This window comes from Citrobacter sp. Cb023 (assembly GCF_030336805.1).
Taxonomy (GTDB): Bacteria; Pseudomonadota; Gammaproteobacteria; order Enterobacterales; family Enterobacteriaceae; genus Citrobacter; species Citrobacter braakii.
On record NZ_JAOWCV010000025.1, the window covers coordinates 302159 to 313496 of the forward strand.

Below are 11338 nucleotides of genomic sequence, written 5' to 3' on the forward strand. Positions count from 1 at the left end.
TGAAAATAAAAAGGAAAAGTTATGCAGAAAAAACATCCACTTCGGGAAGCTGATGTTACCGCCGAGTCCGTTTTTTTTATGCAACGACGACAGATCCTCAAAGCTCTTGGGATAGGCGCTGCGGCGGCTTCGCTCTCTTCCCCGACACAGGCCGGTCTGTTGAATTGGTTTAAAGGCAACGATCGCCCGTCTGCACCAGCGGGCAAACCGCTCGAGTTCACAAAACCAGAGATCTGGCAAAACAATCTGCCCTTGACGCCGGAAGACAAGGTAACGGGCTACAACAATTTCTACGAATTTGGTCTGGATAAAGCCGATCCTGCCGCGAATGCCGGTAGCCTGAAAACCGATCCCTGGACGTTAACCATCAGCGGTGAAGTGAACAAACCTTTAACGTTGGATCATGATGCGCTGACGACTCGTTTTCCATTAGAAGAGCGTATTTACCGGATGCGCTGCGTTGAGGCGTGGTCGATGGTTGTACCGTGGGTCGGCTTTCCTTTGCATAAATTATTGGCGCTGGTTGAGCCCACCAGCCACGCCAAATACGTCGCCTTTGAAACACGCTACGCGCCTGATGAAATGCCCGGCCAGAAAGATCGCTTCATTGGTGGCGGGTTGAAGTATCCCTATGTTGAAGGTTTACGTCTGGATGAGGCCATGCACCCGCTTACCCTTCTGACCGTGGGCGTGTATGGCAAAGCGTTGCCGCCGCAAAACGGAGCGCCAATACGCCTGACCGTACCCTGGAAGTACGGCTTCAAGGGCATTAAATCGATAGTCAGTATTAAGCTGACGCGTGAACAGCCGCCGACGACCTGGAATATGTCGGCACCTAACGAATACGGTTTTTACGCCAACGTAAATCCGCAAGTCGATCACCCCCGCTGGTCTCAGGCCACAGAGCGTTTTATCGGTTCGGGTGGCATTCTCGATGTGCAGCGACAGCCCACGTTGCCTTTTAATGGTTATGCCGATGAGGTGGCTTCTTTATATCAGGGCATGGATCTACGGGAGTATTTTTAAGTGAGGTTAACCGCAAAACAGATAACCGGCCTGAAAGTACTGCTGCATCTCGCCGGTTTATTACCCCTGCTATGGCTCTTCTGGGCCGCGCAGCGTGGTGAGTTGGGGGCCGACCCGGGTAAAGATATCCAGCACTTTACGGGCATCACCGCGCTGAAGTTTCTGCTTGCTACCCTGCTGGTGTCACCGCTTGCCCGCTACGCAAAGCAGCCGTTGTTGTATCGCACCCGTCGATTATTAGGGTTATGGTGTTTTGCATGGGCCACGCTGCATATGACCAGCTATGCGCTGCTGGAGTTGGGTATACAAAATCTGGGATTATTGGGACGTGAACTGGTTTCACGCCCATGGTTAACGTTGGGCATGACTGGTTGGATAATCTTATTCCTGCTGACGCTGACCTCCACGCAAGCCGCGCAACGTAAAATGGGCAAACGCTGGCAAACGTTGCACAACTACGTCTACCTGGCGGCCGTTTTGCTTCCGCTGCATTATCTGTGGTCGGTAAAAGTGTTATCACCGCTCCCCATTATTTATGCCCTCTGTTTTATCGTGCTACTGGCTTTTCGCTATAAAAAGCTGTTACGCAGAGTCGCGTACAAAGGTGTGTTTATGAAAAGTGAATGAATCACGGTAAACTTCTCATCACACCTAAACAGAACGAGAACAAAAAATGAGTAACAATGATAATTACCATCAGCTCACCCGCACGTTCCAGCGGCTCTCTCGCTTCTCCCACCTCTCGGCAATCGCCAGTTGGGACATGTTTACCATGATGCCATCTGGCGGCAGCAAAGCTCGCGGCGAAGCACTGGCCGAGCTGAGCGTGCTTGAGCACCAGTTGTTAACCGACCCGAAGGTGGCAACGTGGATCGCCGCAGCCCAACAGGAAGACCTTAACGATGTTGAGCAAGCCAACCTGCGCGAAATGTCGCGACTGCATCATCAGGCATCCTTACTACCTGAATCGTTGGTAGAAGCGAAATCACTCGCGGGTAGCCGCTGTGAGCATGCCTGGCGCAGCCAGCGACCAGCCAATGACTGGGAGGGATTTTCCGAAAACCTGAAAGAGGTCGTGAAGCACAGTCGTGAAGAAGCCCGGCTGCGTGCCGAAGCCACAGGCTGTTCGCCGTATGACGCGCTACTGGACATATTCGAACCAGGGATGACCAGTGCCCAATTGGATGTCTTGTTTGCAGACGTTAAGAGCTGGTTACCGGATCTGCTCAACAAGGTGGTGGCAAAGCAGTCTCAGCAGTCGCTCATCGCCCCGGTTGGGCCTTTCCCAACCGCAATCCAGCGAGAGTTGGGCCTTGAAACGATGGCGCAGTTGGGATTCGATTTTACGGCTGGTCGACTGGATATCAGTGCGCACCCCTTCTGTGGTGGCGTACCTGAAGATGTGCGTATCACCACCCGCTATGATGAAAACGAATTACTTAGCGCGCTGTTTGGCGTGATCCATGAAACCGGTCACGCCCGCTACGAGCAAAATCTGCCGCACAGTTGGTCAGGGCAACCTATCGCACTGGCACGCTCAACCGCTATTCATGAGTCCCAGAGTCTGTTCTTTGAGATGCAACTGGGGCGCAGTAAAGCATTTCTGACGCGGTTAATTCCTGCTGTGACGCGCCACTTTGGCGATCAGGCTGCGTTTGAAGAAAGCAATTTCATCGCCTGGAACCAGCAGGTTAAACCCGGTTTTATCCGTGTTGATGCCGACGAGGTGAGCTATCCTGCTCACGTTATCCTGCGTTATGAAATCGAACGCGCGCTCATTAATGGCGATATTGAAGTAGATGATATCCCGGCATTGTGGAATGAGAAAATGCAGTCCTGGCTGGGGCTGTCAACCATCGGTAACTATCGTAACGGTTGTATGCAGGATATTCACTGGACCGATGGCGGCTTTGGCTACTTCCCTTCCTATACTTTAGGCGCCATGTATGCGGCGCAGTTATTCAGTGCCGCTAACCGCGCATTGCCTGATTTAGAGCAGTCTATTGCGCAAGGTGAGTTTGGTGCCCTGTTTGACTGGTTACGTCAGAATATCTGGCAGCATGGCAGCCGTTTTACCACTGAACAGCTTATTACCCAGGCCACCGGAGAGCCGCTCAGCAGCCGTTATTTCCGCGCTCACCTGGAAGCCCGCTATTTGTAATCTCATACCGTGAGTCATTGTACATATCGTTACACGCCGAAACCAATGACTCACGGAAGCCCTGTGATTACAGCGATATAGTTATTTCAACGGCCCCGCAGTGGGGTTGAATGAAAAACCAAATCGAGGGTATGAGAATGAAAAAAGTATTAGCTCTGGTTGTTGCCGCTGCTATGGGTCTGTCTTCTGCTGCATTTGCTGCTGAAACAACTGCTACCACCGCTCCGGCTGCTGCTGCAACCACCAAAGCAGCTCCGGCAAAAACCACTCATCATAAAAAACAGCACAAAGCAGCGCCGCAGAAAGCGCAGGCTGCCAAGAAACACGCTAAAAAATCCACCACAAAACCGGCTGTAGAACAGAAAGCGCCAGAGCAGAAAGCTCAGGCTGCTAAAAAACACACCAAAAAAGCAGCGACCAAACCCGCTGCAGAACAAAAAGCACCAGAGCAGAAAGCTCAGGCAGCTAAAAAACACACCAAAAAAGCCGTAAAACACGACACCGCTAAACCCGCTGCTCAGCCAGCTGCATAACACATTTGTAGTTACTATGGCGTCCCCCACGCCATAGCATACGGCGCTAAATCGACCTGATTTAGCGCCGCCTTTTGGAGGGTAAAATGGTGTCACATTATCGCTTTGAGTTCATTCTTATTACCCTGATAATTTGCGCCCTCATTGCCATGCATTTTTATCTTTCCTGAGTGTAGTTATCTGATTTTACTCCCACTTTCCCGCCGTCCCGTCTATAGTATTAACTGAGGGTTTGCTGTTAAAAATCATAATTCCCCACCAGAGTGTGATATGCATAAAACCATTGCTGTGTTACTGGGTTCAATTTGTTTACTTCCTGTCGTTGCGCATGCGGACCAGCCTGCAACGGCCAGCGCTGAAGCTGAAAACGTAAAAACGCTGTTTTTTGGTCATGACGATCGCATAAAAGTGACTGACCCAACGCAATCTCCTTGGGACGCTATCGGGCAACTGGAAACCGCCAGCGGTAACCTGTGTACCGCCACGCTCATATCACCACGTCTGGCACTGACTGCCGGACACTGCTTACTCACCCCCCCGAAAGGCAAGCCGGATAAAGCCGTGGCATTACGCTTCGTGTCGAAAAAGGGTGTCTGGCGCTACGAGATCCACGGCATTGAAGGACGGGTAGATCCCTCGCTCGGAAAACGTTTAAAAGCCGATGGCGATGGCTGGATTGTGCCGTCTTCCGCTGCCCCGTGGGATTTTGGTCTGGTGGTGCTGCGTTACCCACCTTCTGGCATCACACCGCTGCCATTATTTGAAGGTGATAAAGCGGCATTAACCGCGGCGCTGAAAACCGCAGATCGTAAAGTTACGCAGTCGGGCTACCCGGAAGATCATCTCGATGATTTGTACACGCATCAGGATTGCGTGGTGACCGGTTGGGCACAGAATACCGTCTTGTCGCATCAGTGCGACACACTCCCGGGCGACAGCGGTTCACCATTAATGTTGAAGACAGATACTGGCTGGCAGTTGATTGGCGTACAAAGCTCCGCTCCGGCGGCGAAAGATCGCTGGCGGGCCGATAATCGCGCCATATCCGTGACCGGTTTTCGCGATAAGCTGGATGAGTTGGCGAAGGAATAACCTATGCTGCCCGTAGTAACGGGCAGCACTGAGATCAGGCAAGTTTAATCATTACCATTCCGGCAAGCAGCAGCGCCACACCGATCCAACCTTTATGATTCAGGCGCTGACCAAACAATACCCAACCTGCCGCTAACGTCGCGGCAATCCCGAAGCCGCCCCACAAGGCGTAGGCAACAGAAAGGTCGATACCTTTTACCGCCTGGGACAGCGCGCTAAAGGCCGCTAACACGGCTACCAGCGACAGCACGCCATAAGTCTTGCGGCGAAACCCATCTGAAAATTTCAAAAAGACGTTAGCGACGATTTCGAGCACAATGGCTATGCCAAGCCATGCGCCGTGAACCCACTCAAACTGCTGCATGGCTCACCTCTCTGCCCGCCTTTGTCGGTTTTCGTGTACCGGATTTAATCAGCACAATACCTAACACCAGCGAGACCAGTCCAGCCACCTTCATCGTGGACAAGGTTTCGTCAAATAACAGCACGCTGAACAGCGTAATAAATAAAATACCGATACCTTCCCATAAGGCATAGGCCACACCAAGGGCAATTTTTTTAACGGCAAAACTGAGAAAAATATACGATAAGGCAATCATTACCAGCATTAAAATAAAGCCCGAATTACCATGACCGACACTTGCCCATTTCATTGACAGCGTACCAGTAATTTCAGCCGCGATGGCCAGACCTAATAATATCCAGTAAAACATAATGCTTCTCCTGCTTGAGAATATAGTCCTTTGGGCCTACTGCATGCAGTAAACCAAAAAATAAAATTAGTTAGCTCAGCGCACAGCGCCAGCTCAGGCAGAAGAAGGGACTAAAGCGCGTTGCGCCAGTGTTGCTCACCCGCAAGCAAGAAAGTGGAGGAGGTACGAAGAAGTGAAGGTAAACGCAAAAACATCCTGAACATATTGTCCATAATATTACAATTATCCGCAGTGTTGCTTCTCATCATCGCGGATGATAATTGTCCTCGGTAGTTAAACACAGATGATTTGTACCATAGCTTCAATGCGAACTCAAAGTCTTTTCACTTCTTTACCTGCCCCATTTGATTTTTGTTATAACGGCTCGACGCAAATCACATTATTATTCAGATTCAAAAATGAAAAATGCAGGAATACACATGGCGAAACCGATCATCACGCTTAACGGCCTAAAAATAGTCATTATGCTGGGCATGCTGGTTATCATCCTGAGCGGCATCCGCGTTGCCGCAGATATCATCGTCCCATTTATTCTGGCGTTATTTATTGCCGTCGTGCTTAACCCCGTGGTGCAGCGGATGGTCAAACTTCGCATACCGCGCGTAATAGCGGTATCATTGCTCATTGTTATTATTGTGATGCTAATGGTGTTGCTATTAGCGTATTTAGGTACATCCTTAAATGAGCTTGCGCGAACGCTGCCGCAGTATCGCTCTTCACTGGTTATCCCACTCAAAAACCTTGAGCCGTGGTTACAGCGCGTAGGGATCGGCGTTTCCGTGGATGAACTCGTCAAATATATCGACCCGAACGCGGCAATGACGCTGGTGACCAATTTACTGGCGCAGTTGTCTAATGCCATGTCTTCGATATTTTTACTGCTGTTGACGGTGGTTTTTATGCTGCTGGAAGTACCGCAGTTACCCAACAAACTCAAACAAATGATGAGCCGTCCCATTGAGGGAATGGCGGCGATTCAACGCGCCATCGACAGCGTTTCCCACTATCTGGTGCTCAAAACGGCGATCAGCATTGTGACCGGGCTGGTGGCCTGGGGCATGCTCGCCGCACTCGACGTGCGTTTCGCTTTTGTCTGGGGACTGCTGGCGTTTGCGCTCAACTATATTCCTAATATCGGTTCGGTGCTGGCCGCCATTCCCCCTATTGCTCAGGTGCTGGTATTTAGCGGCCTTTATGACGCCCTGGTGGTTTTCGCAGGTTATCTGGTCATTAACCTGGTGTTCGGGAATATCCTCGAACCGCGAATCATGGGACGTGGACTTGGGTTGTCTACGCTGGTGGTGTTTCTGTCGTTAATCTTCTGGGGCTGGTTACTGGGGCCTGTCGGGATGCTGCTTTCTGTACCGCTGACCATCATCGTGAAAATCGCGCTTGAGCAAACCAACGGCGGTCAAAGCATTGCCGTGTTGCTGAGCGATCTCAATAAAGAGTGAATTCGCCCCGCCATTGCGGGCATTTTTATCGTTTAGCGCGTAGCACGTAGCGCCAGAACGGCGCTACACAACGTAAATAACGCAATTATCCAGGCCATAGTCCATGGCGTTCCGTCGCTGAAGGCGGCCAGCAGCAATGACGAGATAATGCCGCTACCGTATTGTAACGCGCCAATCAGCGCGGAGGCTGAACCGGCGATGCTCGGTACCGCGTCCAGCGCGGCAGCGGTTGAAGTAGCAGCAATAATGCCATTCATTGAGAAAAACAGAAAAACGGTGATGATAATGGCTTCAACGCCACCAGACTCCAGCTTAACCAGCACTGCAAGCGCCACTGCAGCCAGCGCTGCCAGCATCGTCGCATACTTTAGCAGTTGCTCCAGAGAATGCCGTTGCACCAGACGACGGTTTACTACGCTCATGACCATGACTCCGACAATATTGAGCGCAAACAGCCAGCCGTAATGCTGTGGTTCAACATGATAATAGCTAATATAAACAAACGGCGAACCGGTAATAAACGCATACGCGGCAACGTAATAACACGTCAGGCTCAGGGTGTAGCGCATAAAACGTCCATTGGCGAATAGCGAACGATAATTACGAAATGCGCCAGCTAAAGAAGCTTTCACCCGTTTCTCTTCCGGCAATGTTTCCGGCAGCCAGTTTAAGGAGATAAACATCAGCGCTCCTATCACCGCCAGCAGCCAAAAAACAGAGTGCCAGGTGCTCAGGCGAATAATTTGTCCGCCAATCAACGGTCCTGCTATTGGCGCAATCGCCATGACCAGCACCAGAGTTGAAAGCATTTGCGCCGCGCGAGTACGTGCAAAGAGATCGCGGATCATCGCCCGCGCCAGCATAGGTCCGGTACAGGCTCCAAGCGCCTGAAAAACTCGCCAGAAAACAATTTGCGTAATACTCGTGGACATCGCACATCCTGCGGAGCCGATGATAAAAAGCACCATGCCAATTAACAGCGGTTTACGCCGTCCCAGATGATCGCTTATCGGCCCCCAAATCAATTGCGCAATGGCGAAACCTACCAAAAAACCGGTGATCGTCAGTTCTACATTGCCATGCAAATCCTCTGCCATTGTCGGCATTGCCGGAAGATAAATGTCGGTGGAAAGCGAGGCAAAGGCCATCAGGCCACTGAGGATCAGAATAAAAGTAAGACCAGTCTGGCTTGCTATAGCCGCCGACGAGGCATGTTTACGTGTACTCATAGCGCCCTGTTATGTTCTAAAAAGTCAGGAAGCAGTATATACACGGCGTTTTACGGTGATTAGACGGTTAAAACCGTATGGGTTTATGAGCGGTAATCATGAATAGCGGAGTATTAAAAAGACGGCCTCCGCAGAGGCCGTCTTGGTTTGCGCTGACGATTACAGCGCTTTCAGGATCGCATCCACGCTGGCTTTGGCATCGCCAAACAGCATATGGGTGTTTTCTTTAAAGAACAGCGGGTTCTGCACGCCAGCATAGCCGGTGTTCATAGAGCGTTTGAACACGATAACGTTCTGCGCTTTCCATACTTCCAGCACCGGCATACCGGCGATTGGGCTACGCGGATCGTCCTGCGCCGCCGGGTTTACCGTATCGTTGGCGCCAATCACCAGCACGGTATCGGTATCGGCGAAATCATCATTGATTTCATCCATTTCCAGCACGATGTCATAGGGTACTTTGGCTTCCGCCAGCAGTACGTTCATATGACCTGGTAAGCGCCCTGCTACCGGGTGAATACCGAAACGTACCTTGATGCCGCGCGCGCGCAGTTTCTCGGTGATTTCAGCAACCGGATATTGCGCCTGTGCCACGGCCATGCCATAGCCCGGGGTGATTATCACGGAGTGCGAATTCTTAAGCATTTCTGCCGTGTCTTCCGCATTAATCTCACGATGCTCACCGACTTCTTCATCAGACCCCGTAGAAGAACCGTCAGAACCAAAGCCACCGGCAATCACGCTGATAAACGAACGGTTCATCGCCTTACACATGATGTAAGACAGGATCGCACCGGAAGAACCGACCAGCGCACCGGTGACGATCAGCAGATCGTTGCTGAGCATAAAGCCCGCCGCCGCCGCCGCCCATCCTGAATAGGAGTTAAGCATTGAAACGACGACCGGCATATCCGCACCGCCGATGGACGCCACCAGATGCCAGCCAAAGGCTAACGCAATAATGGTCATCACCAGCAGCGCCAGAACCTGCAGACCCACGCTTTCGGTACGAACAAACACCACCAGCAGCAGGAAAGAAACAACCAGTGCCGCCAGGTTCATTTTGTGACGATTCGGCAGCATCAGCGGTTTAGAAGAGATCTTACCGCGCAGTTTGCCAAACGCCACCACGGAACCGGTAAAGGTCACCGCACCGATGAAGATACCAAGGAACACTTCCGTCAGGTGAATGTTAACCAGAATCGGTTCCAGGCCCGTGTCGTGATACAGGTAGCTGTTGAAACCCACCAGTACCGCCGCCAGACCGACGAAGCTGTGCAGAATCGCCACCAGTTCCGGCATCTCGGTCATCTCGACTTTCTTCGCCAGACGAATACCAATCGCGCCGCCGATGATCATCGCCACCAGGATCCACGCAACGTTGCCGGTCTCCGGGCCAAAAATCGTGGCAATCAGCGCAATCGCCATCCCGGCGATACCGTAGTTGTTACCCTGTTGAGAGGTTTCGTGTTTCGAAAGCCCCGCCAGGCTGAAAATAAACAGGATCGCGGCAACAATGTATGCAGCTGTAACTAATCCTCCAGACATATGTTACCCCTTAGTTTTTCCGGAACATTTTCAGCATGCGCTGAGTCACGGTGAAGCCACCGAAAATATTAATGCTGGCAATAAGCACCGCGATAAAGCTCAGGAAACTCACCCAGCCACCCTGGCCAATTTGCAATAACGCCCCGACAACGATGATCCCGGAGATAGCGTTTGTCACGGACATCAGCGGAGTGTGTAGCGCGTGCGACACATTCCAGACCACGTAGTAACCCACTACACAGGAAAGCGCGAACACCGTAAAGTGACCCAGGAACTCTTTCGGCGCGACATCAGCAAGCCAGCCAAACAGTATGACGACCAGTGCCATCAACGCATATTTGCGCCACGGTGAGGCCGGTTTTTTCTCTTCTTTCGGCGCGGGCGCGGCTTTTGGCGCAGCCTGCGGCTGAGCTGAAACCTGGATCGGCGGCGCAGGCCAGGTGATTTCACCCTCGCGAACCACCGTAACGCCACGTACGACTACGTCGTCAAAATCGACGGTGATATTGCCGTCTTTCTCTTTGCACAACAGCTTGAGCAGGTTAACGAGGTTCGTGCCATAAAGCTGGGAAGACTGCGTCGGCAGTCGGCCTGGCAGATCGGTATAACCAATAACCTTCACCCCGTTCTCGGTAGTGGTCACCTGGTTAGGCACGGTATATTCGCAGTTACCGCCGTTTTGCGCGGCGAGATCGACAATCACGCTGCCCGCCTTCATCGAATCGACCATTTCGCGGGTGATCAGTTTCGGTGCCGGTTTGCCCGGAATCAACGCGGTGGTAACGATAATATCAACGTCTTTCGCCTGCGCGGCGAAGAGCGCCATTTCGGCTTTGATGAACGCTTCGGACATCACCTTGGCGTAACCGTCGCCGCTGCCGGCCTCTTCTTTAAAGTCCAGTTCGAGGAATTCAGCGCCCATACTCTGAACTTGCTCTTTCACTTCCGGACGGGTGTCAAAAGCACGAACGATAGCGCCCAGGCTGTTTGCCGCACCGATAGCAGCCAGACCTGCCACACCCGCACCAATCACCATGACCTTGGCAGGTGGAACCTTGCCCGCGGCGGTGATCTGCCCGGTGAAGAAGCGGCCAAATTCATGAGCGGCTTCAACAATGGCACGATACCCGGCGATATTCGCCATCGAGCTTAAGGCATCAAGCGACTGCGCGCGCGAAATACGCGGCACGGAGTCCATCGCCATAACCGTCACGTTGCGCTCTGCCAGCTTTTGCAACAGCTCAGGGTTTTGCGCGGGCCAAAGAAAACTCACCAGCGTCGTGCCCGGGTTGAGCAACGGGATTTCCGCCTCTTCCGGCGCGTTGACCTTCAGGATGATCTCTGACTGCCAGACGGCATTTCCGTCAACAATTTCTGCGCCTGCTTGTACAAACGCCTTATCGTCAAAACTTGCCAGTTGACCTGCACCGCTTTCAACCGCGACGCTGAAACCCAACTTAAGCAGCTGCTCAACCGTCTTCGGCGTAGCTGCGACGCGGGTTTCATTGGTTAACCGTTCTCTTGGTATGCCAATTCGCATAATGTTCCCTTCCATCTGTATTTGTGATGATGGTTTATCAAT

The 11338-nt window shown here is 52.0% G+C and carries 13 protein-coding genes; 7 read left to right on the forward strand and 6 right to left on the reverse strand.

The window, feature by feature from the left end; genetic code table 11:
- The first annotated feature begins 21 nt into the window (after nucleotides 1–21).
- The 6 genes from msrP to OGW44_RS02765 all read left to right on the forward strand — a co-directional run bounded on the left by msrP (nucleotide 22) and on the right by OGW44_RS02765 (nucleotide 4812).
- Nucleotides 22–1026: a protein-methionine-sulfoxide reductase catalytic subunit MsrP gene (gene msrP, locus OGW44_RS02745; protein WP_016156462.1), complete on the forward strand. Its 1005-nt coding sequence runs from the start codon at nucleotides 22–24 to the stop codon at nucleotides 1024–1026.
- Nucleotides 1027–1653 carry a protein-methionine-sulfoxide reductase heme-binding subunit MsrQ gene (gene msrQ, locus OGW44_RS02750; RefSeq protein ID WP_181635463.1) on the forward strand — a complete coding sequence of 209 codons (627 nt, stop codon included), beginning with the start codon at nucleotides 1027–1029 and terminating at the stop codon, nucleotides 1651–1653.
- Nucleotides 1654–1699: 46 nt separating this feature from the next.
- The gene (locus OGW44_RS02755; RefSeq protein WP_095715962.1) at nucleotides 1700–3187 is read left to right on the forward strand and encodes a carboxypeptidase M32; all 1488 of its coding nucleotides are present in this window, start codon (nucleotides 1700–1702) and stop codon (nucleotides 3185–3187) included.
- A 137-nt stretch (nucleotides 3188–3324) separates the two neighbouring features.
- Nucleotides 3325–3720, forward strand: coding sequence for an acid resistance repetitive basic protein Asr (gene asr, locus OGW44_RS02760; protein WP_003028934.1), 396 nt, complete (start codon nucleotides 3325–3327; stop codon nucleotides 3718–3720).
- 86 nt (nucleotides 3721–3806) lie between these two features.
- Complete coding sequence (gene ydgU / locus OGW44_RS25745) at nucleotides 3807–3890, forward strand: small membrane protein YdgU (RefSeq protein ID WP_049259791.1); 84 nt, start codon at nucleotides 3807–3809, stop codon at nucleotides 3888–3890.
- Between the two features lie 100 nt (nucleotides 3891–3990).
- Entirely contained in the window at nucleotides 3991–4812 is an 822-nt protein-coding gene (locus tag OGW44_RS02765) for a trypsin-like serine peptidase (RefSeq protein WP_104651635.1), read from the forward strand.
- A gap of 34 nt (nucleotides 4813–4846) precedes the next feature.
- Here the strand turns inward: OGW44_RS02765 and mdtI are convergent, their stop codons facing one another.
- The 3 genes from mdtI to OGW44_RS25750 all read right to left on the reverse strand — a co-directional run bounded on the left by mdtI (nucleotide 4847) and on the right by OGW44_RS25750 (nucleotide 5806).
- Entirely contained in the window at nucleotides 4847–5176 is a 330-nt protein-coding gene (gene mdtI, locus OGW44_RS02770; protein WP_065554463.1) for a multidrug/spermidine efflux SMR transporter subunit MdtI, read from the reverse strand.
- A complete protein-coding gene (mdtJ, locus tag OGW44_RS02775; RefSeq protein WP_161623250.1) occupies nucleotides 5163–5528 on the reverse strand; it encodes a multidrug/spermidine efflux SMR transporter subunit MdtJ in 366 nt (121 codons plus the stop codon). Before mdtJ ends, mdtI begins: the two co-directional genes overlap by 14 nt.
- Before the next feature lie 107 nt (nucleotides 5529–5635).
- Nucleotides 5636–5806 (reverse strand): protein YdgV, encoded by a 171-nt coding sequence (locus tag OGW44_RS25750; RefSeq protein WP_085951052.1) that lies wholly within the window; start codon nucleotides 5804–5806, stop codon nucleotides 5636–5638.
- A 138-nt stretch (nucleotides 5807–5944) separates the two neighbouring features.
- Between OGW44_RS25750 and OGW44_RS02780 the strand changes: the two genes are divergently transcribed.
- Entirely contained in the window at nucleotides 5945–6979 is a 1035-nt protein-coding gene (locus OGW44_RS02780; protein WP_065554464.1) for an AI-2E family transporter, read from the forward strand.
- 32 nt (nucleotides 6980–7011) lie between these two features.
- Here OGW44_RS02780 and OGW44_RS02785 read toward each other — a convergent pair whose 3' ends face one another.
- The 3 genes from OGW44_RS02785 to pntA form a co-directional block, all read right to left on the reverse strand.
- Complete coding sequence (locus OGW44_RS02785) at nucleotides 7012–8208, reverse strand: multidrug effflux MFS transporter (RefSeq protein WP_049268639.1); 1197 nt, start codon at nucleotides 8206–8208, stop codon at nucleotides 7012–7014.
- A 159-nt stretch (nucleotides 8209–8367) separates the two neighbouring features.
- On the reverse strand, nucleotides 8368–9756 hold the full coding sequence (pntB, locus tag OGW44_RS02790) for a Re/Si-specific NAD(P)(+) transhydrogenase subunit beta (protein ID WP_016153031.1): 1389 nt from the start codon (nucleotides 9754–9756) through the stop codon (nucleotides 8368–8370).
- A 10-nt stretch (nucleotides 9757–9766) separates the two neighbouring features.
- Nucleotides 9767–11296 (reverse strand): Re/Si-specific NAD(P)(+) transhydrogenase subunit alpha, encoded by a 1530-nt coding sequence (pntA, locus tag OGW44_RS02795; protein ID WP_029139532.1) that lies wholly within the window; start codon nucleotides 11294–11296, stop codon nucleotides 9767–9769.
- Nucleotides 11297–11338: the final 42 nt, after the last annotated feature.